This window comes from Bradyrhizobium japonicum USDA 6, assembly GCF_000284375.1.
Lineage (GTDB): Bacteria > Pseudomonadota > Alphaproteobacteria > Rhizobiales > Xanthobacteraceae > Bradyrhizobium > Bradyrhizobium japonicum.
In genome coordinates this window covers 6590266-6609781 of record NC_017249.1, presented here as the reverse complement: position 1 = coordinate 6609781, position 19516 = coordinate 6590266, and the positions used below count along the sequence as shown (strand labels likewise).

Sequence of the window (19516 nt, the reverse complement as noted above, 5' to 3'; positions counted from 1 at the left end):
CTGACAGGGTCCTTCGGCTTGACAAGAGGCGGCCGGGGGCAAATGGTGGCCCGGCGTTGGTTCCTGTCCTATGACAGGCGAAGAGGGAATGCGATAGGGTCCGAATCGACAAGATTCGGCTCCAAACTGCAGCCGCCCCCGCGACCGTGACCGGAGAGATGCCCGAAGCCACTGATCCCCCAGGGGATCGGGAAGGCGGGGATCGAAGGGCCAAAAGCCCTGCTCCGCAAGCCGGGAGACCTGCCAGCGCGGACGAGTTTTGGACCGGCGGACGGGGTGTTCCGCGACGGGGAAACGGACCTTCGGGGGAATGGTCCGTGTGCCTCTTCGCCTCCCGCTGTTTATCCTGGAAGAGGCGATGACCGTCACACTTCACGTCTGTATTACCTGCCGTGCCGGCCAGACGCTCGACGAGGGTGAGGCGACGCCCGGCAAGCGCCTGCATGGTGCGATCCTCGACGCCGGCGTGCCCGAGGGCGTCAATGTGGTTCCCGTTGAATGCCTGTCGGCATGCAGCCAGGGCTGCTCGGTTGCGCTCAGCGCGCCCGGCCGCTGGTCCTATGTCTATGGCCGTCTGTCGGAGGCCCATGCGAGTGACGTGGTCGCGGGTGCCGCGGCCTATGCCGCCGCGCCCGACGGTCTCGTGCCCTGGCGCAGCCGTCCCGAAATCTTCCGCAAGCAATCGCTTGCCCGCATTCCCCCCATTGCCGTTGTGCCGGAGGCCGCCGAATGAACTCGCTCGCAAAAGTCCCTGTGACGGTGGTCACGGGTTTTCTCGGCTCCGGCAAGACGACGCTGATCCAGCATCTGCTCGCAAACCCCGATGGCAAGAAGCTCGCGGTGCTCGTCAACGAGTTCGGCAGCGAGGGTGTCGATGGCGAGATCCTGAAATCCTGCGCCGATGCGAATTGCCCGGAGGAGAACATCGTCGAGCTCGCCAATGGCTGCATCTGCTGTACCGTTGCGGACGATTTCATTCCGACCATGGAGAAGCTCTTGGCGCGGCCGGTGCGGCCAGATCACATCCTGATCGAGACCTCGGGCCTGGCGTTGCCGAAGCCGCTGCTGAAGGCGTTCGACTGGCCGGAGATCCGCTCGCGGATCACGGTCGACGGCGTGATCGCGCTCGCCGATGCCGAGGCTGTTGCCGCCGGCCGTTTTGCGCCGGACCCGGCGGCCGTGGAAGCGCAGCGCGCGGCGGATGAAAATCTCGACCACGAGACGCCGCTGTCGGAGGTGTTCGAGGACCAGATCGCCTGCGCCGACATCGTGCTGCTGACCAAGGCCGATCTTGCGGGGGCCGCAGGGATCGAAGCCGCCAAGGCCGCCATCACCGCGGAGATGCCGCGCCGGGTGCCGATGCTATCCGTCACCGATGGCGCGATCGATGCGCGCGTCATCCTCGGCCTCGGCGCCGCCGCCGAGAACGATCTCGCCGCGCGGCCCTCGCATCACGACGGCGAGGAGGATCACGAGCACGACGATTTCGCCTCCGTCGTGATCGATCTTCCGGAGGTCAGCGACATCGACGTACTGGTCGCGTCGGTGCAGCGTCTTTCGCGCGAGCAGAACGTGCTGCGCGTCAAGGGCTATATCGCGGTCGCGGGCAAGCCGATGCGCCTGTTGCTGCAAGCGGTCGGCGAGCGCGTGCGCCACCAGTTCGACAAGCCCTGGGGCGCAGCTCTCAGGCAGTCGAAGCTCGTCGTGATCGGCGAGCACGGCGATATCGACGAGGCCGCGATCAAGGCAGGACTTGGTCTTTCAGGACTTGGTATCTGATGCACGTCGTCTTCCGCGAGAGCCGCGGTCTCGAGGAGACCGCGACGCCAAGGGACATCGGCCAGGACCCGGCCGATCTCGTGGTGCTCTCGTACTCGGATTCCGACCTTGCGGCGTTCGCGGCCGGCTGGCGGCGCGGCCGCAGCAGCCTGCCGTCGCTGCGGCTCGCCAATCTCGCCGAGCTGCGTCATCCGTTGTCGGTCGACACCTATATCGAGCGCACGCTGTCGCAGGCACGCGGCATTCTGGTGCGCCTGATCGGCGGTGAGTCCTATTGGCCGTACGGGCTCGCGGCCCTGCAGCAGCTCGCGAAGGACCGCAACATTGTGCTGGCCGTGCTGCCGGCCGACGGCCGCGACGACACGCGGCTCGATGCCTATTCGACCCTGCCGGTTTCGACGCTGCGCCGGCTCAAGGTGCTCTGCGATACCGGGGGTCCCGTTGCCGCCCAGGCCGCGATCGCGCAGCTCGCGCTGGCCTCGGGCCTTTACGCGGGCCCGGTCGTCGGCGAGATGAACCTGCCCGAGATGGGCTTTTACGAGCCCGCGCGTGGCGTCATCGCTGCGCCGATGGCCGGCGAGGGAAGGCCGCTCGCGCTCGTGACCTTCTATCGTTCCTACCTCACCGCCGCGGATACCGGGCCGGTCGACGCCCTGATCGCGGCGCTGCGCGAGCGCGGCTTTGACGCGTACGGCGTGTTCGTCACCTCGCTGAAGGCTCCCGGCGTTGCGGACTGGCTGCGGGCGTATTTCGCGACGAATCCTCCGGCCGCGATCGTCAACGCGACGGCGTTCTCGGCGATGGGCGACGACGGCACGACACCGTTCGATGCGGCATCGTGTCCCGTCTTCCAGGTCGCGCTCTCATCGGCACGGCGCGAGGACTGGGCGGAATCGCTGCGCGGCCTGTCGCCCGGCGATCTCGCGATGCACGTGGTGCTTCCGGAGGTCGACGGCCGCCTGTTCGCGGGCGTGGTGAGCTTCAAATCGGCCGCGGAGCGCGATCCCGATCTGCAATTTTCGCATCTGGCGCACCGGCCCGATGAGGAGCGCGTCAAGGCCGTCGCCGCGCGCGTTGCGGCCCGGCGGCGCCTCGCCGAGACGCCGGCCGCCGGGAAGCGGGTGGCGCTCGTGCTCTCGAACTACCCGGGCCGTCCGCATCAGATCGCGCATGCGGTCGGGCTCGATGCGCTGGCGTCGGTCGAGGCGCTGTTGTCCGATCTGGGGGAGGCCGGCTTCGATGTTGCGCCGGTTCAGGCGCTCGGCGAAACATTGCTGAAGCAGCAACTGACCTGGAGCGTCGCCGATTACCGCGCCGCGCTCTCGCGCCTGCCGCAAGCCTTGCAGGATGATCTCGCGCAGGCCTGGGGCGCGCCGGAGGATGATCCGGGCTGTCGCGACGGTGCATTTCAATTCGCGGCCATCGCAAGTGGCCGGTCGGTCATCGCGGTTCAGCCGGAGCGCGGCGATGCGGCCACGCGCGAAGCCGACTATCACGATCTCGCCCGCACGCCGCGCCATGCCTATGTCGCGTTCTATCTCTGGCTCCGCCGGCAGGCCATCGATGCCGTCGTGCACATGGGCGCCCATGGTACGCTGGAATGGCTGCCCGGAAAATCCGTGGCGCTGTCGTCCGCGTGCTGGCCCGAAGCGCTGATCGGCGATCTCCCTGTCATTTATCCCTTTATCGTCAACGATCCCGGCGAAGCTGCGCAGGCCAAGCGGCGCATCGGTGCCGTCACCATCGGCCACCTGCCGCCGCCGCTCGAACAATCCGCGGTGCCGGAAGGCCTGCGACGGCTCGAACGCCTGCTGGACGAATACTCGACCGCCGATGGCCTCGACCCCGCCCGACGTCAGCGTCTGATCGTCGCGATCCGCGACGAGGCGCGCACGGCGGGCCTCGAAGACGATCTCGGTCTCGATGCAGCGGCGGCACCGGCGGAAGCGATCCCGCGGATCGATCGCTTCGTCTGCGATCTCAAGGAGAGCCAGTTCGGCGACGGGTTGCACGTGTTCGGCCGCGGCGCCTGCGGTGATGCGGAGCGCGATGCGTTGCGTGCCGCGCTCGCGGGGCGGCGCGTTGCGCCGGGGCCGTCGGGCTCGCCGTATCGCGGGCGCCAGGACGTGCTGCCGACCGGACGCAATCTCTTTGCCGTCGATCCCCGCGCGGTGCCGACCCCGTCGGCGCATGCGCAAGGCATTAAGCTCGCGGAAGAGCTGCTGCGTCGCCATTTGCAGGATCACGGCGACTGGCCGAAAGGCCTCGTGGTCGATCTCTGGGGCTCTGCGACGATGCGCACCGCCGGCGAGGAGTTCGCCATGGCGCTGCATCTCGCCGGCCTTGCGCCGCGCTGGGACCACGCCTCCGGCCGGGTCACCGGCTACGACATCATCGCACCGGCCGAGCTCGGGCGCCCCCGCATCGACGTCACGCTGCGCGTGTCGGGCCTGTTCCGCGATGTCTTCTCCGGCCTCGCGCAATTGTTCGAGGCCGCCGCCGAGGCGCTCGCGTTGCGCGAGGATGAGGGCGACGAGAATCCCTATCGCCACCGCGCCTCGCGCGTGTTCGCGCCGCGTCCTGGCCAATACGGCGTCGGCCTCTCGGCGATCCCGGATGCCTTCACGGCCGAGACGCGTGATGCCGCCGGCGAAGCCTGGCTGTCGGCATCGTCCTGGGCGTTCTCAGCGGACGGTGCGATGCAGCCGGATCGGGCCGGCATCGAGACCCGGCTCGCATCCGCCGATGCTTTCGTGCACGTCCAGGATCTGCCGGAGACCGATCTTCTGCTCGCCGCGGATTACGCCGCGCATGAAGCAGGCATCGCTGCCGCCGCAGCGCATCTCGGCGCGGCAGGACCATCGCTCTATCACCTCGATACGGCGCGGCCCGAGCAGCCGCATGCGCGGACGCTGACCGAGGAAATCTCCCGTGTCGTCCGTGCACGCGCGGCCAATCCGGCCTGGATCGCCGGCATGATGCGGCACGGTTTTCGCGGCGCCGCCGAGATCACCGCGACGTTGGAGCACATGGCCGCCTTCGCGCATCTGGCCGGCGCCGTGCCGCCGCATCTGTTCGATCTCTATTATGACGCGACGCTCGGCGACGCTGACGTCCGCGCCTTCATGGCCCGCGAAAATCCGGCGGCGCTCGCCGCGATGGAGACCTGCTTCACGCGCCTGCACGAGGCCTCGCTCTGGCGAACGCGCCGCAATTCGATCGCGGCTGCGCTGAAGGAGGCCTCATGAGCGCGGCCGCGATCAAGGGCTGGTGTCCCGGCGCGTTGCGCCCGATGCAATCGGGCGACGGACTCGTGGTTCGCGTGCGCCCGTTCGGCGGGCGCCTCGAAGCTACGCAGGTCGCCGGGCTTGCCGAGCTCGCCGAACGCTACGGCAATGGTCTCATCGATGTGACGAGTCGGGCCAACCTCCAGATCAGGGGCGTCAGCGAGCAGGGCCATCGCCGGCTGCTCGATGGACTCGCGTTGCTGCGGCTGCTCGACCCCGATACCGACATCGAAGCCCGGCGCAACATTTTGGTGACGCCGTTCTGGAACAGCGCTGACGAGACGCAGGCGCTCGCCGCGGAGCTTGAAGAAGCGCTCGCCGACAGCGCGCTCGATCTTCCCACAAAGTTCGGCTTCGCCATCGATGATGGAAAGTCGCGCGTACTCGCCGGCGATTCCGCCGACGTGCGCATCGAACGCGATCGCGACGGCCGGCTCCTGGTGCGGGCCGATGGCGCAAGGCTGGGCCACTCGGTCGCACGCGGAGAGGCCGTGAGCACGGCCCTCGCGCTCGCAAGCTGGTTCATCTCGTCCGGCGGCGCGAAGGGCGGGCGAGGGCGCATGGCGGCTCATGTCGCGGCCGGCGCGGTATTGCCGGAGTCGTTGAGCGGCGAAACCGAGCCTGCTCCGGTCATGGCCGCATCACGACCCGGGCATTATCCGCACGGCGCCCTGGTCGGCGTCGCGTTCGGGCAGATGCTGCACACGACGCTCCATCAGTTTTCCGGCTGCGGACATGCGCTGCGCATGACGCCATGGCGAATGGTGCTGAGCGAAGGCAAGCGCGAGATGCCGAGCGGGGCGGGCCTCATCACCGAGCCCTACGATCCGGCGTTGCGCGTGATTGCTTGTAGCGGCGCCCCGCGTTGCCGCGAGGCGCATGCCGACACCCGCGCGCTCGCTTCCGCCCTTGCGCCGCGCATCGGCCTCGATACGCGCCTTCACGTCTCCGGCTGCGCCAAGGGCTGCGCGCGTTCCGGCGCGTCCGCGGTGACGCTGGTTGCGACCAGCGCCGGCTTCGATCTCGTCCGCGACGGCTCGACCCGCGACGAGCCGGTCCTGCGCGGCCTCAACGGTGCCGACATCGTCAGCGATCCCTCCATCCTGGTCGGAGGGCACTGATGCCGCACACCTACGAGACCGACGGCGCGGCGATCTACCGGCAGTCCTTTGCGACCATCCGGGCCGAGGCGGATCTCGCCCGCTTCACGCCCGACGAAGAGCAGGTGGTGGTGCGGATGATCCACGCCGCCGGCATGGTGGGCCTTGAAGCGCATATCCGCTTCACATCAGGCATGGCGACTGCTGCGCGCGCGGCCTTGCAGAGAGGCGCGCCGATCCTGTGCGACGCGCGCATGGTCTCGGAAGGAATTACGCGCGCGCGACTGCCGGCGGCCAACGCCGTGATCTGCACGCTCGGCGACGAGGCCGTTCCCGCGCTCGCGCAGTCGATGCGCAACACGCGTTCGGCCGCGGCGCTGGAGTTGTGGCGGCCGCATCTCGACGGCGCCATCGTTGCGATCGGTAACGCGCCGACCGCGCTGTTTCATCTCCTCAACATGCTCGACGACCCGGGCTGCCCGCGGCCCGCGGCGATCATCGGCTGCCCGGTCGGCTTCGTCGGCGCGGCCGAATCCAAGGCCGCGCTGATGGCCGATCCGAAGGTCGCCGCGCTGACGGTGGAGGGTCGCCTCGGCGGCTCCGCGATCACGGTCGCCGCCGTGAATGCGCTCGCGAGCCGGAGCGAATAGCCATGGGACGCATCATCTGCTGCGGTCTCGGCCCCGGCGATCCTGATATGATGAGCGTGCGCGCCGACCGGACGGTGCGGGCTGCGAAGCATGTCGCCTATTTCCGCAAGAAGGGTCGGCCCGGCCAGGCGCGGCGGATCGTCGAAGGCATGTTGGCCTCCGACGTTACCGAATACGCAATGGAATATCCTGTTACGACGGAGCTCGCCTTCGACAGCCCGGAATATGTGCAGCTGCTTGCCGGCTTCTACGACGAATGGGCGGAACGGCTGGCGCGGCTTTCGCGTGCGGTCGATGTCGTCGTGCTCTGCGAGGGCGATCCTTACTTTTACGGCTCCTTCATGCATCTGCACACGCGCCTGCAAGGCCGTGTCGAGATCGAGGTGATCGCGGGCATTCCCGGCATGGTCGGCTGCTGGAACGGCGTCGGCCGGCCGATCGCGCTCGGCGACGACGTGACGACGGTGCTGATGGGCACGCTTCCCGAAGACGAGCTCGAACGGCGCATGCGCGATTCCGATGCGCTGGTCATCATGAAGACCGGCCGCAATCTCGCAAAGGTGCGCCGCGCGCTCGCCACCGCCGGCCGGCTGGACGATGCCTGGCTGGTCGAGCGCGGCACTATGCCGGGCGAGCGCGTGGTGCGGCTCGCCGAGATCGATGCCGCCGACTGTCCTTATTTCGCGATCGTGCTCGTGCACGGCAAGGGCCGGCATCTGGACGCCGCCGAATGACGGGCACGCTGACCATCGCGGGCCTCGGGCCGGGCAGCGATGCGCTGGTGACGCCCGAGGTCTCCGCCGCCCTTGCCGCCGCTACCGACATTCTGGGTTACGCGCCCTATGTTGCGCGCGTACCGCCGCGGGTTGGGCTCACCTTGCACCCCTCCGACAATCGCGAAGAACTGCAGCGCGCGAGCGAGGCCCTGCGGCTCGCGGCCGAAGGCGGGCAGGTCGTCGTCGTCTCCTCCGGCGATCCCGGCGTCTTCGCGATGGCGTCGGCCGTGTTCGAGGCGCTCGAACAGGCGCCGCAATGGCGCGAGCTTCCCATTCGCGTTTTGCCTGGTATTACAGCGATGCTGGCGGCGGCCGCGCGCGCCGGCGCACCGCTCGGCCATGATTTCTGCGCGATCAATCTCTCTGACAATCTCAAGCCTTGGGCCGTGATCGAGAAGCGTCTGCGGCTCGCTGCAGAAGCCGATTTTGCCATTGCGATGTACAATCCGCGCTCGGCAAGCCGGCCGGAGGGTTTTGGCCGCGCGCTTGCGGTGCTGAAGCACGCCGGCTGCGGCGAGCGCTTGGTGATTTTTGCGCGCGCGGTGAGTGCTGTAGATGAAAAGATCGAAACTGTTGCGCTGAACGACGCGCGGCCCGAGATGGCCGACATGCGCACGCTGGTGATCGTCGGCAATTCGCAGACGCGCCGTGTCGGTCGCTGGGTCTATGCCCCGAGGCAGGCGCGATGACCGAGCCACTGCATGATCTCGGCCACGCTCTCAACCCGCAGCCGTTCGGGCAGTCTTGGCCGCGCGATCATGATTACGGGCAGGCCGAGCATCCGGGCTGCGTCGATCTTGGCGCGCGCGCCGTCGCCGCCGGAATTGCGGGCGACGATCCATGCGATGCCCCGCGCGCGCATCGTTTCGAGCTCGCCGTCGAACGTGAACGGCCCGCGCGAGACGATCACGTCCGCAGCAAGGGGCAGCGGCGCCTCGGGCGGGTCGACGAACCGCAGCGTGTAGACGTGCTGCGGCTTCGCCGCGAACGGTGCGATGTGCTGGCGGCCGATGGCGAGGAACACGTTTGCCGGCGTGTCCGGCAGCGCGGCGAGCGCGGCGGTGACGTCGGCGACTTCGATCCAGATGTCGCCGGGCGCCTTTGTCCAGGGCGCGCGCTCGAGCGCGATCAGCGGCGTTCCCGTTTGCGCGCACGCTTCGACCGCGTGGCGGCTCATCTCGGCAGCAAAGGGATGCGTCGCGTCGATCACATGCGTGATGCACTCAAGGCGAATATAGTCGGCAAGCCCGCTCACGCCCCCGAAGCCGCCGATGCGGGTCGGCAGCGGCTGATTGGCGGGCGCGCGGGTTCGGCCACCATAGGAATACACGGCGTCGATGCGCGCGCGTGCGATTTCCGCGGCGAGCAAGCTCGCATCGGCGGTTCCGCCCAGAATGAGGGCGCGCGTCATGGCTGATCCCTGGCTGACCATCATCGGTATCGGCGAAGATGGCCTCGCCGGGCTGTCCGAGGCAAGCCGAAAGGCGCTTGCCAAGGCAGAAACTGTTTTTGGTGGCGAGCGTCATCTCGCGCTTGCCGATGTGGGGGGGCGCGGTCGCCCGTGGCCGGTGCCGTTCGACGCAGACGTCGTGCTGAGCTGCCGCGGCCGGCCGACGGTGGTGCTCGCCTCCGGCGATCCGTTCTGGCACGGTGCCGGTGCAAGTCTCGCCGAGAAGCTCGATGCCAACGAGTGGATCGCGCATTCGGCGCCATCGACCTTCTCGCTCGCCGCCGCGCGGCTCGGCTGGCGCCTCGAAGCCATTGCCTGTCTCGGGCTTCACGCCGCGCCGTTCGAGCGTCTCTTGCCGCATCTGGTTCGAGGTGCGCGCATCATTTGCCTTGTGCGTGACGGCAAGGCGGCCGGTGAGCTCGCCAAATGGCTGAACGAGCGCGGATGGGGCGCCTCGACGTTCTGGACTCTCGCCGCGCTCGGCGGGCCGCGCGAAAGCATCGCTGAGCATCGTGCCGACAGCTTTGTGGGCGATCTCGCCGAAAACCTGATCGCAGTGGCCGTCGAGGCGAGGGGCGGGCAAGGCATTCCCCGCAGCTCGGGCCTGTCAGACGATCTCTTCATGCATGACGGCCAGATCACCAAGCGGCCGGTGCGCGCGCTGGCGCTCTCGGCGCTGGCGCCGCGTCCCGGCGAGCGACTGTGGGATATCGGCGCGGGTTCTGGCTCGATCTCGGTCGAATGGGCTCTGTGCGGTGGGACGGCGACCGCCATCGAGGCGCGCGAGGATCGTGCCGCGAATATCCGCAGCAATGCTGCAGCGTTCGGATTGGCGCATCGGATCACCGTCATCACGGGGAGCGCGCCGGAGGCTTTTGCTGCGTTGGAAGCGCCGGATGTTATCTTCATTGGCGGTGGTCTCGATATCGCAATGTTCGATGCCATCTGGTCACGGCTCCCGCCGGGTGCGCGGCTCGTCGCGCATGCGGTGACGCTGGAAACGGAAGCGCTGCTCGGCGAACTGCACCAGCGTCACGGCGGCGAATTGATGCGCGTCGAAATCGCACATGCCGGCCCGCTCGGCCGTTACCGCTCCTGGGAAGCGTCGCGGCCCGTGGTGCAGTGGAGTGCGATCCGATGAAGATCGCTGGTCTCGGATTCAAGAAGGATGTCACGCTGGCTTCGCTGCGCGAGGCGCTGCTGGCGGCCGGTGGTTTCGAAGGCCTCGCAGCGGTCGCGACTGTCAGCGACAAGGCCGATGCGGAGCCGCTGAAGCAGCTCGCGCGTGAATGCGGCGTACCGATCAAGCCGGTTCCGGCGGACACGCTGGCCGGCATCGAGACGCCGACGCAATCGGAGCTCGTCGCGGAAAAATTCGGCACAGGCTCGGTCGCCGAAGCCGTGGCGCTCGTTGCCGCTGGCCCTCGCGCGCGCCTGATTGCGACGCGGGCGGTTTCGCGGGATCGCACCGCGACCGCCGCGATCGCGGAAGGAGACGGCGCATGACGGTGCACTTCATCGGTGCGGGACCGGGCGCTCCGGATTTGCTGACGTTGCGCGGACGCGACCTGATCGCGGCCTGTCCGGTCTGCCTCTATGCGGGCTCGCTGGTGCCTGAGGGCGTGCTGGCGCATTGCCCGCCCGGTGCGCGTGTCGTCAACACCGCGCCGCTGTCGCTCGACGGGATCATCGCGGAGATCGCGACCGCGCATGCCGACGGCAAGGATGTTGCCCGCCTGCATTCCGGCGATCTCGCGATCTGGTCGGCGATGGGCGAGCAGCTTCGACGTCTGCGCGCGCTCGGTATTCCCTACACGGTCACGCCGGGCGTGCCGTCCTTTTCGGCCGCAGCAGCTGCACTAGAGACTGAGCTGACGCTCCCCGGTCTTGCCCAATCAGTCGTGCTGACGCGCACGCCGGGCCGCGCCAGCGCGATGCCTGAGGGTGAAAAGCTCGCGGCGTTTGCCGCCACCGGTGCGGTGCTCGCGATCCATCTGTCGATCCATCTGCTCGACAAGGTCGTCGCCGAGCTCACGCCGCACTATGGCGCGGATTGCCCGGTCGCGATCGTCTGGCGCGCGAGCTGGCCGGACCAGCGCATCGTTCGCGCCACGCTGGCGACACTCGATGCCGCCGTCGGCACCGAGATGGAGCGCACCGCGCTGATCCTGGTCGGCAAGACGCTCGGCTCGGCGGATTTCGACGAGAGCCGTCTCTATGCCGCCGATTACGACCGCCGCTATCGGCCTGTCGGCGCCGATCCGCGCTTTCCGGAGGCATCGTGATGCCGGCAGGGCTCGTCATCTCCGCACCGGCCTCCGGCGTCGGCAAGACCACGCTGACGCTGGCGCTGGCGCGCGCCTGGCGCAATCGCGGATTGCACGTGCAGTGCTTCAAGAGCGGACCCGACTATATCGATCCCGCCTTCCATGCCGCTGCGACGGGGCGCGCTTCCGTCAACGTCGATAGCTGGGCGATGGATCGCGGGACGATTGCTCATCTCGTCGGTCGCGGCACGGACGCCGATGTCGTGCTCGCGGAGGGCTCGATGGGCCTGTTCGACGGCGTCGCCGCGCGCGGCGTCTCCGGCACCGGCGCCACGGCCGACATTGCGGAGATGCTGGGCTGGCCGGTGCTGCTGGTGATCGATCCCTCCGGACAGGCGCAGACGGCGGCGGCGATCTCCGCAGGCCTTCGTGACTATCGCGCGGGTGTGCGCCTCGCCGGCGTGGTGCTCAATCGCGTCGCCAGCCCACGTCATAAGGATCTCGTGCGGCGTGCGCTCAACGACGCCGGCATCGCCGTGTTCGGCGCGCTGCCGCGCCATGCCGAGATCAGCCTGCCGAAGCGGCATCTCGGCCTCGTGCAGGCCGAGGAGCAGGCCGAGATCGGCAAGCTGATCGACGAAGCCGCGCGCTTCGTCGCCGAACATGTCGATCTCGATGCGGTGCTGGGATCGGCAGCAAGCTGGTCACCGCAATCGGCGGCAAACGGCATGAATGTGACGCCGCCCGGGCAGCGCATTGCGTTGGCCCGCGATGCCGCGTTCTCCTTCATCTATCCGCACATGCTGGAGGCCTGGCGCGCGGCCGGCGCCGAGATCTCGATATTCTCGCCGCTTGCCGATGAAGCGCCTGACGCGGGCGCGGATGTCTGCTGGCTGCCCGGCGGCTATCCCGAGCTCCATGCCGGCACGATCGCGGCCAATGCCCGCTTTCGCAGCGGCTTGCGCGCCTTCGCTGACACACGGCCGGTGCACGGCGAATGCGGAGGCTATATGGTGCTGGGAGCCGCTCTGACCGATGCCGACGGCATTCGTCATGAGATGACGGGCCTGCTCGGACTGGAGACGAGCTTTGCCAAGCGCCGCATGCATCTCGGCTATCGTCTCGCTGCGCTCGCCGCGCCGATGCCGGGCCATCAGGTCGGCGCCCGCCTGCGCGGCCACGAGTTCCACTATTCGACGATTGTCGCGCAGCCGGATACGCCGCTCGCGGTCGTGCACGATGCAACAGGCGCGGTCATCGCCGAGACCGGCTCGCGCCGCGGCTATGCCACCGGCACGTTCTTCCATCTGATCGCGGAGGACCGGTGAGCGGTTTTGTCACTTTCATCTCGGCCGGCCCCGGCGACCCCGAGCTCCTCACGGTCAAAGGCGCCGCGCGGCTGCGCGATGCCGACGTCGTGCTCTATGACGATCTTGCCTCGGGCGCGATCCTCGATCTGGCCCGGCCCGGCGCCAATCTCGTCGCGGTCGGGAAACGGGCAGGGCGGCCCTCGACCAAGCAGCACCACGTCAACCGCCTGCTGGTCGACTATGCCGCGGCCGGCGTCCGTGTGGTGCGGCTGAAATCGGGCGATGCCGGTATCTTTGGCCGGCTCGAGGAGGAGCTGGAGGCGCTGCGCGAAGCCGGCATCGGCTACGAGATCATTCCCGGAATAACCTCGGCCTGTGTCGCCGCCGCGCAAGCCGGCATTCCCCTGACCCGGCGCCACACCTCGCGCCGGGTGCAGTTCGTGACCGGGGCCGATGTCACCGGCGAGCTGCCGCAGAATTTGAACTGGGCGGCGTTGGCGGATCCCGAAGCGACCACCGTGGTCTATATGGGCCGGCGCACCTTTCCGGCGCTTGTCGCAAAATTGATCGAGCACGGCCTCGCCCCTGATACCCCGGCCCTGTTCGCCGAATCCCTCGGCCGTCCCGACGAGCGGCTGGTCCGCACCACCATTGCCGAGCTGGCCGAACAGCTTGCGCGGGGTGGCGCTGCCTCGACGGCCGCCGTGATCCTGTTCGGCGCGCTGGCGGGCGATTATCCGTCATGACCGTCCCGGCCGCCCTTCGCCCCTTGACGCCCGGCTGGCGAAAGGGGCACACAGGAGACGCATGGTGCTCGAGGCGGCGCAAACCGCCGGAGCATAATCGGGAATGGGGGTGGGCGGACAGTTGCGCCGCCCAAAACCCCAGCCGCCCCGCGACTGTAAGCGGTGAGGGGCTCCGATCAGCCACTGGGCCGCGAGGCTCGGGAAGGCCGGAGAACCCCAGTGAACCGCGAGCCAGGAGACCGGCCGTGCATGTTTTGTGGCCAAGGCCGTCGGGTGTGACGGCAGGAAGGAACTGAACCATGCATATCGAACCCGGAGTCGTCTCGGGCGCCAAGCTCGTGTTGAGTTACGCAACCGGCATCGCCGTCGGCGGCGTTGCGCTGAAGCTCGCGGTCGAGACCGTGCGCGAGCAGGGCATTACCTCGTTCGCGGCGCGGACGCTCGCCACCACGGGCCTCGTGTTCGTCTTCTTCGAGATCCTGCCGCATTTCCCGGTCGGCGTCTCCGAGGTGCACTTCATCCTCGGCTCGACCCTGTTCCTGCTGTTTGGGGCAGCGCCCGCGGCCTTCGGCCTCGCGTTCGGCCTGCTGTTCCAGGGCGTGTTCTTCGAGCCACCCGACCTGCCGCAATACGGCATGAACGTCACCACGCTGCTGGTGCCGCTGTTCGCGATCCAGGCGATCGCCACGCGGATTATTGCCCGCAACACCGCCTATGTCGATCTCAGCTATCGCCAGGCGCTGGCGCTTTCGACCACGTATCAGGCCGGCGTCATCGCCTGGGTCGCGTTCTGGGCGCTCTATGGCTCCGGCTTCGGTGCGACCAACCTCGTCAACATCGCGACCTTCGCGGCCTCCTACGCACTCGTCATCGTGATCGAGCCGCTCGCCGATCTCGCCGTGCTGGCACTGGCGAAATCGCTGCGCGGCGTCACCGCGCCGGGCCTCGTCACGCCGCGCCTGCACAACGCGGCTTAAGAGACAAAGGGGCGGCCGTCACGGCCGCCCCTGCACGCGCGATGCTCACGCTCTCCCTGATAGGCATCGGTTGCGGCGATCCCGGGCAGCTCACGCGCGCCGCCGTTCAAGCCATCAACGCGGCCGATCTCATCCTGATCCCGCGCAAGGGGACGGCGAAGTCCGATCTTGCAGATCTCAGGCGGACGATCTGCGCGGATGTGCTCACCAATCAAACGACGCGCATTGCCGAGTTCGACCTTCCCGTGCGCGATGCCGGTGAAGCGGACTATCACAAGGGCGTGGACGACTGGCACGACGCCGTGGCCGCGGCCTGGTCGCAGACGATCGCGAGCCAGCTCGAAGGTGAAGGCAAGGTCGCGCTGCTGATCTGGGGCGACCCTTCGCTCTACGATTCCTCGCTGCGCATTGCGCGGCGGCTCGATCCCCTGCCAAGGATCGACGTCGTGCCCGGCATCACCTCGATCCAGGCGCTGTGCGCGGCGCATGCGCTGCCGCTCAACGACATCGGCGAGCCCTTCCTGGTTACGACCGGGCGCCGCTTGCGCGAAGGCGGCTGGCCGCAGGGCGTCGACACCGTGGTGGTGATGCTCGATGGCGGCACGGCATTCCAGTCGCTCGATCCGGCGAGACTGCACATCTGGTGGGGCGCCTATCTCGGCATGCCCGATCAGATCGTGATGTCGGGCGTTCTGGCCGAGATCGGCCCGCACATCGTCGCCGCGCGACAGGATGCGCGCGAACGGCATGGCTGGATCATGGACAGCTACATTCTCAAGCGCAGGCCGTAAGCGAGGCAGCATGCTCCCTGAATGGGTCACCCGGAAATGCCCCGATGTCTCCGCCGTCCATCGCGAGGCGGCGCTCGCGCGTCAGGCGCAACTCACAAAACCAGCCGGCGCGCTCGGCCGGCTGGAGCAGCTTGCGGTCGAGCTTGCGGGCCTGCAGGCGACCGAGCAGCCGCGCGCCGCGCGGGTGCCGATCATTATCTTCGCCGGCGATCACGGCATCGTCGCGCAGGGCGTGTCTGCCTATCCGCAAGGAGTGACCATCGCGATGATGGCGAATTTCGCCTCAGGCGGTGCCGCGATCTCGGTGCTGGCGTGTGAGCTCGGCTCAAACCTTGAGGTCGTCGACGCCGGCACCCTGGCCCAAGAGGCGATCGCGGGCGTCGTCACCGACAAGCCGCGCCAGGGCACGCGCGATTTCAGCGTGGAAGCCGCACTCACCCCCACGGAGCTGGCATTCGCCTTCGAAGCCGGTCAGCGCGCAGTCGCGCGCGCAGACGCCGGCAGGCCCGATCTCCTGATCTTCGGCGAGATGGGCATCGGCAATACCACGACGTCGGCGGCGATTGCGGCGAGCCTGCTCGGCATCAGTGCCGAGGAGATCGCGGGCAGCGGTACCGGCGTCGATGCGGCCGGCCGTGCGCACAAGGCGCGCGTGATCGACGCTGCGATCGCGCGGCATGGCGTTGCGGGCGCTTCGCCGGAAAAGATCCTGTGCGGCGTCGGGGGCCTCGAAATCGCGGCGATCTGCGGCGCCATCATTGCGGCTGCGCAAGCCCGCATTCCCGTGTTGATCGATGGCTTCATCGTATCGGTGGCAGCGCTGGCGGCGGTGCGGCTGAACCCGTCGTGTCAGCCATTCCTGCTGCCGTCGCATCAATCGGCGGAGCAGGGGCATCGGCTGGTGCTGCGCGCGCTGAACGTGCAGCCGTTGATCAGCCTCGATCTCAGGCTCGGCGAAGGATCGGGTGCTGCCGTCGCGCTGCCGCTGGTGCGGCTCGCGTGCAGCCTCCACAACGGCATGGCGACCTTCGCGCAGGCCAACGTGCCGGATCGCCCGGCCTGATCCGGCTCAAGCCGCGCGCTGATTGACCGCGACGACGCGCCAGCCCGCGGCGAGCCGGTCGATCCGGGTCAGTGACAACGGATCGACCACGAAGCGCAGGGCCGCTTGTGGTGTCAGATCCAGCGCAATGCAGAGCGCGGCGCGGATGGTGCCGGAATGCACGACGAGCGTCGCCGGGCCGGCGCCGATTTGCGCGAGACCCAGCCGGACGCGCGCGACCTGATCCTCGAAACTTTCGCCGTCCGGCGGCCGCCCGTGCGCCGGATCGCTCCAGAACTGCACATAGGCTTCGCCGCCAGTCGCGGCGAGCTCGTCATGCCGCCGGCCGGTCCAGGCGCCAAAATCCTGCTCGCCGAATTCGGGCACCAGCGCGGGTTCGAGTCCCAGCGCGCGCGCCGTCTCAACCGTACGTCGCGCCGGGCTCGCAAAGCTCGCAGCATCTGGCGGGAGCCTCTGCCGCAACGCCTGCAGTTGCACGCGATCGCCGAGGTCGGCGGGCGCGTCGGCCGCATGGATCGTCCCCTTGACGCCGTCGACGGGCGCATGCCGTATCAGCCAGAGGAAGGTTTCGCCTTCCATGCCTATCTCCAAGGAAGTTGGTCGCTGTGGTAATATCGTCGCGCCGGCACATTGACTCTGTCTTGTCGGTAATCCTAGATGGCTTTGACGGTTTCCCCGAGTGGGGATGAAAAGGGAATGCGGTGCGGGGATTTTGTCCCCAATGCCGCGGCTGCCCCCGCAACTGTAAGCGGCGAATCTTGCGTCACGAGCCACTGGGTATCTCGGTCCCGGGAAGGCGATGCAAGGTACTGACCCGCGAGCCAGGAGACCTGCCGTCAGCCGTGGTCACACGCGAAGATGTCGGTCGGGGAGTACAGACATTCGGCTTCATTGGAAGGCTGAAAGGCCGAAGGTGGGACCTGGTTCGCTGTGACGTGCCACTGACGTCATACCGAGGTCCCGAACTGTGTCTTCCATTCGTCCTGTACGGCCGCGTTGCTTCCTGCTCGCGTCCGCCGCGCTCACATCCTTTGCCGCCCTCGATCTGCCTGCCGCCGTGGCGCAGCAGGCTCGCGAACCGCTGCCGCCTGTCGAGGTGTCGCCGGCCCAATCCCGCAAGCAGGCGAGGCCAGCAGGCCGGGAAGGGCAAACCGCTCGCCGCGCGCAATCGCGCAGATCCGCGGCCGCGGCGACAGCAGCGCCAAAGCCCGCCGCGGCGAGCGCGGGAGTGCAGACACCCCTCAATACGAATGTTGTGGCTGAAAGCGCCTCGCGGCTCGGCCTGACCGTACGGCAGATACCCGCGACCGTCGAGGTGATCTCGGCCGAGACCATGCGCGAGCAGGGCTATCGCACCGTGTCCGAGGTGGCGCAGGGCGCTGTCGGCGTCACCTCCGGCGACAATCCGGCCGAGCCCGCGGCTTTCTCCATGCGTGGCTTCACCAACAGCCAGATCAACATGCTCTACAACGGCATCAAGATCGGTCCGCAGAACATGACCTCGCGGATCACGGACACCGCCAATCTCGAAGCCGTGGAATTTCTGAAGGGCCCGGCCTCGCTGATATCGGGTGAGGGCGCGGCCGGCGGGTCGATCAACCTCGTCACCAAGCAGCCGCACACCGGGGCGATCCGGAACGAGGCGGATTTCTCCTGGGATTCGCTGAACTCTTTCGGCGTCCATTACGGCTCGGGCGGCAGCACCAATTTGCAGGGGCTCGACTACCGCTTCGATGTCAGCCGCGCCTCGCTCAACGGCTTTGCCGACGACACCAATACCAAGACGCTGGATGTGTCTGGCCAGCTCAATTACCGCATCTCCGACAGCCTCAAGATCTGGGGTGCGATCGAGTACCGGGAAGATCGCTCGAAGGCCTATTGGGGCGCACCGCTGGTGCCGATCGCCTTCAGCGGCTCGCATGCGACGAGCGGCATTGTTTCGGGCAACTACTTCAACAGGACCGATCTTGGCGCCGTCACGATCGACGACCGCACCTTCAACACCAATTACAACGTCCTCGATAACCGCAACGTCGCGCAGGAAGTGTGGTTGCGCGGTGGCTTCGAGTTGAAGTTGGCGCCTGACCTGACGCTGAAGAGCCAGGCCTATGGTTACGGCGCAGAGCGCACCTGGTTCAACAACGAGATCGAGGCGTTCGACTCCGTCAAGAACCAGGTGTATCGCGAGCGCTTCTACGTCGCGCACAGCCAGCGCCTCGTCGGCAACATCACGGACCTGATCTGGGATGCCAATATCGCAGGCTTCGACAACCGCATGGCAACGACGCTCTCGTCGAGTTACCTCGACTTTGTGAGGCCGGGCGCGGCGAACTTCCCGAACGATTTTGTCTCGCTGGTCGATCCTGATCGCGGCCTTTACGGCGATCTCACGACCAAGCAACAGACCGCGCGCATCGATAACGAGGCGCTGTCGTTCGAGGACCGGCTGAAGCTCACGCGGACCTTCGCGTTGATTGGCGGCCTGCGCGTCGAGCATATCGGGCTTGACCGTAACTCGACTGACCAGAACGGCCTGGTGAATGCGAATTTCCCGTTCACGAAGGGCTGGGCGCCCGTCACCGGCCGTATCGGCTACACGTGGGACGCCGTCCCCGGCTTAACCTTCTTCAGCCAGTATGCCACCGGCGCCGACATCTCGGCCAACAACATCTTCCTGCTTGCTCCGACCCAGAACCTGGACCTGACCACCGCGCGCACCTACGAGACCGGCGTCAAGCATCTATTATGGGACAACCGGGCGGAGTGGTCGTTCTCGGCCTATGACATCGTGCGCAAAAACGTCTATGCGGCAGCCGGCGGCCAGACGCTCAACATTGCGGGACGGCAGGAATCGAAAGGTGTCGAGCTTGCCGCTGCGGTGCGCCCGATCGATCCCTTGCGTGTCTGGGGCAATATTGCCTATGTCGACGCGCGCTATGCCGACTACAACTTCGTGGGCGGCTCGTTCTCCGGCAACACGCCGCCGAACGTGCCGCGCGTCGTGGCCAATGCCGGTGCGTCGTACCGGTTCTTCACGCCCTGGCCGGTAGAGCTCGGCATCACCGGCCGTTATGTCGGCGACCGCTACAACACCGACGCCAACGTCGTGACGATGAAGGCGTATACCGTCGCTGACGTCTATGCCTTCGTCGACATCCCCAGGACCGTGTTCAACGCGGTCGACCAGGCCCGCCTGACCTTCCGCGTGCGCAACATTACTGATAAGCGCTACGCGATCTGGGGCGATCCGTTCTATCCCGACCAGATCCTGCTCGGCGCGCCCAGGACCTATGAGCTCTCGGCCGCGTTCAAATGGTAGG

General features: G+C 67.7%; 18 protein-coding genes and 3 riboswitches. Of the genes, 16 read left to right on the top strand and 2 right to left on the bottom strand.

Annotated elements, in window-relative coordinates:
* Nucleotides 1-40: 40 nt before the first annotated feature.
* A riboswitch (cobalamin riboswitch) is annotated at nt 41-262 on the top strand.
* A gap of 96 nt (nt 263-358) precedes the next feature.
* Genes BJ6T_RS31195 through cobJ form a run of 7 tightly spaced genes read left to right on the top strand, consistent with a single transcriptional unit; the run spans nt 359 to nt 8281 of the window.
* Nucleotides 359-733 carry a DUF1636 family protein gene (locus tag BJ6T_RS31195; RefSeq protein ID WP_028155673.1) on the top strand — a complete coding sequence of 125 codons (375 nt, stop codon included), beginning with the start codon at nt 359-361 and terminating at the stop codon, nt 731-733.
* Nucleotides 730-1779 carry a cobalamin biosynthesis protein CobW gene (gene cobW / locus BJ6T_RS31190; RefSeq protein WP_014496547.1) on the top strand — a complete coding sequence of 350 codons (1050 nt, stop codon included), beginning with the start codon at nt 730-732 and terminating at the stop codon, nt 1777-1779. The genes BJ6T_RS31195 and cobW overlap by 4 nt, the downstream gene beginning before the upstream one ends.
* Entirely contained in the window at nt 1779-5027 is a 3249-nt protein-coding gene (cobN, locus tag BJ6T_RS31185) for a cobaltochelatase subunit CobN (RefSeq protein WP_014496546.1), read from the top strand. Before cobW ends, cobN begins: the two co-directional genes overlap by 1 nt.
* The gene (gene cobG, locus BJ6T_RS31180; RefSeq protein WP_014496545.1) at nt 5024-6187 is read left to right on the top strand and encodes a precorrin-3B synthase; all 1164 of its coding nucleotides are present in this window, start codon (nt 5024-5026) and stop codon (nt 6185-6187) included. The genes cobN and cobG overlap by 4 nt, the downstream gene beginning before the upstream one ends.
* A complete protein-coding gene (locus tag BJ6T_RS31175; RefSeq protein WP_014496544.1) occupies nt 6187-6816 on the top strand; it encodes a precorrin-8X methylmutase in 630 nt (209 codons plus the stop codon). The genes cobG and BJ6T_RS31175 overlap by 1 nt, the downstream gene beginning before the upstream one ends.
* Before the next feature lie 2 nt (nt 6817-6818).
* Nucleotides 6819-7550 carry a precorrin-2 C(20)-methyltransferase gene (locus BJ6T_RS31170; protein WP_014496543.1) on the top strand — a complete coding sequence of 244 codons (732 nt, stop codon included), beginning with the start codon at nt 6819-6821 and terminating at the stop codon, nt 7548-7550.
* A complete protein-coding gene (gene cobJ, locus BJ6T_RS31165; protein WP_014496542.1) occupies nt 7547-8281 on the top strand; it encodes a precorrin-3B C(17)-methyltransferase in 735 nt (244 codons plus the stop codon). Before BJ6T_RS31170 ends, cobJ begins: the two co-directional genes overlap by 4 nt.
* Here cobJ and BJ6T_RS31160 read toward each other — a convergent pair.
* The gene (locus tag BJ6T_RS31160) at nt 8257-9003 is read right to left on the bottom strand and encodes a cobalt-precorrin-6A reductase (protein ID WP_014496541.1); all 747 of its coding nucleotides are present in this window, start codon (nt 9001-9003) and stop codon (nt 8257-8259) included. The two genes, cobJ and BJ6T_RS31160, sit on opposite strands and share 25 nt — an antisense overlap.
* Here BJ6T_RS31160 and BJ6T_RS31155 point away from each other — a divergent pair.
* From BJ6T_RS31155 to cobT, 8 genes are all read left to right on the top strand, one after another.
* A complete protein-coding gene (locus BJ6T_RS31155) occupies nt 9002-10183 on the top strand; it encodes a bifunctional cobalt-precorrin-7 (C(5))-methyltransferase/cobalt-precorrin-6B (C(15))-methyltransferase (RefSeq protein WP_014496540.1) in 1182 nt (393 codons plus the stop codon). The two genes, BJ6T_RS31160 and BJ6T_RS31155, sit on opposite strands and share 2 nt — an antisense overlap.
* The gene (locus BJ6T_RS31150) at nt 10180-10548 is read left to right on the top strand and encodes a cobalamin biosynthesis protein (RefSeq protein ID WP_014496539.1); all 369 of its coding nucleotides are present in this window, start codon (nt 10180-10182) and stop codon (nt 10546-10548) included. Before BJ6T_RS31155 ends, BJ6T_RS31150 begins: the two co-directional genes overlap by 4 nt.
* Nucleotides 10545-11327 carry a precorrin-4 C(11)-methyltransferase gene (gene cobM, locus BJ6T_RS31145; protein ID WP_014496538.1) on the top strand — a complete coding sequence of 261 codons (783 nt, stop codon included), beginning with the start codon at nt 10545-10547 and terminating at the stop codon, nt 11325-11327. Before BJ6T_RS31150 ends, cobM begins: the two co-directional genes overlap by 4 nt.
* Complete coding sequence (locus BJ6T_RS31140; protein WP_014496537.1) at nt 11327-12637, top strand: cobyrinic acid a,c-diamide synthase CobB; 1311 nt, start codon at nt 11327-11329, stop codon at nt 12635-12637. The genes cobM and BJ6T_RS31140 overlap by 1 nt, the downstream gene beginning before the upstream one ends.
* Complete coding sequence (cobA, locus tag BJ6T_RS31135; RefSeq protein ID WP_014496536.1) at nt 12634-13365, top strand: uroporphyrinogen-III C-methyltransferase; 732 nt, start codon at nt 12634-12636, stop codon at nt 13363-13365. The genes BJ6T_RS31140 and cobA overlap by 4 nt, the downstream gene beginning before the upstream one ends.
* A gap of 45 nt (nt 13366-13410) precedes the next feature.
* Nucleotides 13411-13627: riboswitch (cobalamin riboswitch) on the top strand.
* A gap of 37 nt (nt 13628-13664) precedes the next feature.
* Nucleotides 13665-14342 (top strand): energy-coupling factor ABC transporter permease, encoded by a 678-nt coding sequence (locus tag BJ6T_RS31130; RefSeq protein ID WP_014496535.1) that lies wholly within the window; start codon nt 13665-13667, stop codon nt 14340-14342.
* 41 nt (nt 14343-14383) lie between these two features.
* Entirely contained in the window at nt 14384-15133 is a 750-nt protein-coding gene (gene cobF / locus BJ6T_RS31125; protein WP_014496534.1) for a precorrin-6A synthase (deacetylating), read from the top strand.
* Nucleotides 15134-15143: 10 nt separating this feature from the next.
* Nucleotides 15144-16196, top strand: a complete 1053-nt coding sequence (cobT, locus tag BJ6T_RS31120) for a nicotinate-nucleotide--dimethylbenzimidazole phosphoribosyltransferase (RefSeq protein WP_014496533.1) — start codon at nt 15144-15146, stop codon at nt 16194-16196.
* A 6-nt stretch (nt 16197-16202) separates the two neighbouring features.
* On the opposite strand, the gene BJ6T_RS31115 is transcribed toward cobT, so the two are convergent.
* Nucleotides 16203-16775, bottom strand: a complete 573-nt coding sequence (locus BJ6T_RS31115) for a histidine phosphatase family protein (RefSeq protein WP_014496532.1) — start codon at nt 16773-16775, stop codon at nt 16203-16205.
* Nucleotides 16776-16846: 71 nt separating this feature from the next.
* A riboswitch (cobalamin riboswitch) is annotated at nt 16847-17048 on the top strand.
* A gap of 115 nt (nt 17049-17163) precedes the next feature.
* Here BJ6T_RS31115 and BJ6T_RS47555 point away from each other — a divergent pair.
* Nucleotides 17164-19515: a TonB-dependent receptor gene (locus tag BJ6T_RS47555; RefSeq protein ID WP_028169615.1), complete on the top strand. Its 2352-nt coding sequence runs from the start codon at nt 17164-17166 to the stop codon at nt 19513-19515.
* Nucleotide 19516: the final 1 nt, after the last annotated feature.

What these genes read in the sequence shown, in the direction of transcription:
- BJ6T_RS31195 (WP_028155673.1), top strand. Translation starts at nt 359, where the DNA reads ATGACCGTCACACTTCACGTCTGTATTACCTGCCGTGCCGGCCAGACG.
- cobW (WP_014496547.1), top strand. Translation starts at nt 730, where the DNA reads ATGAACTCGCTCGCAAAAGTCCCTGTGACGGTGGTCACGGGTTTTCTC.
- cobN (WP_014496546.1), top strand. Translation starts at nt 1,779, where the DNA reads ATGCACGTCGTCTTCCGCGAGAGCCGCGGTCTCGAGGAGACCGCGACG.
- cobG (WP_014496545.1), top strand. Translation starts at nt 5,024, where the DNA reads ATGAGCGCGGCCGCGATCAAGGGCTGGTGTCCCGGCGCGTTGCGCCCG.
- BJ6T_RS31175 (WP_014496544.1), top strand. Translation starts at nt 6,187, where the DNA reads ATGCCGCACACCTACGAGACCGACGGCGCGGCGATCTACCGGCAGTCC.
- BJ6T_RS31170 (WP_014496543.1), top strand. Translation starts at nt 6,819, where the DNA reads ATGGGACGCATCATCTGCTGCGGTCTCGGCCCCGGCGATCCTGATATG.
- cobJ (WP_014496542.1), top strand. Translation starts at nt 7,547, where the DNA reads ATGACGGGCACGCTGACCATCGCGGGCCTCGGGCCGGGCAGCGATGCG.
- BJ6T_RS31155 (WP_014496540.1), top strand. Translation starts at nt 9,002, where the DNA reads ATGGCTGATCCCTGGCTGACCATCATCGGTATCGGCGAAGATGGCCTC.
- BJ6T_RS31160 (WP_014496541.1), bottom strand. Translation starts at nt 9,003, where the DNA reads ATGACGCGCGCCCTCATTCTGGGCGGAACCGCCGATGCGAGCTTGCTC.
- BJ6T_RS31150 (WP_014496539.1), top strand. Translation starts at nt 10,180, where the DNA reads ATGAAGATCGCTGGTCTCGGATTCAAGAAGGATGTCACGCTGGCTTCG.
- cobM (WP_014496538.1), top strand. Translation starts at nt 10,545, where the DNA reads ATGACGGTGCACTTCATCGGTGCGGGACCGGGCGCTCCGGATTTGCTG.
- BJ6T_RS31140 (WP_014496537.1), top strand. Translation starts at nt 11,327, where the DNA reads ATGCCGGCAGGGCTCGTCATCTCCGCACCGGCCTCCGGCGTCGGCAAG.
- BJ6T_RS31130 (WP_014496535.1), top strand. Translation starts at nt 13,665, where the DNA reads ATGCATATCGAACCCGGAGTCGTCTCGGGCGCCAAGCTCGTGTTGAGT.
- cobF (WP_014496534.1), top strand. Translation starts at nt 14,384, where the DNA reads ATGCTCACGCTCTCCCTGATAGGCATCGGTTGCGGCGATCCCGGGCAG.
- cobT (WP_014496533.1), top strand. Translation starts at nt 15,144, where the DNA reads ATGCTCCCTGAATGGGTCACCCGGAAATGCCCCGATGTCTCCGCCGTC.
- BJ6T_RS31115 (WP_014496532.1), bottom strand. Translation starts at nt 16,775, where the DNA reads ATGGAAGGCGAAACCTTCCTCTGGCTGATACGGCATGCGCCCGTCGAC.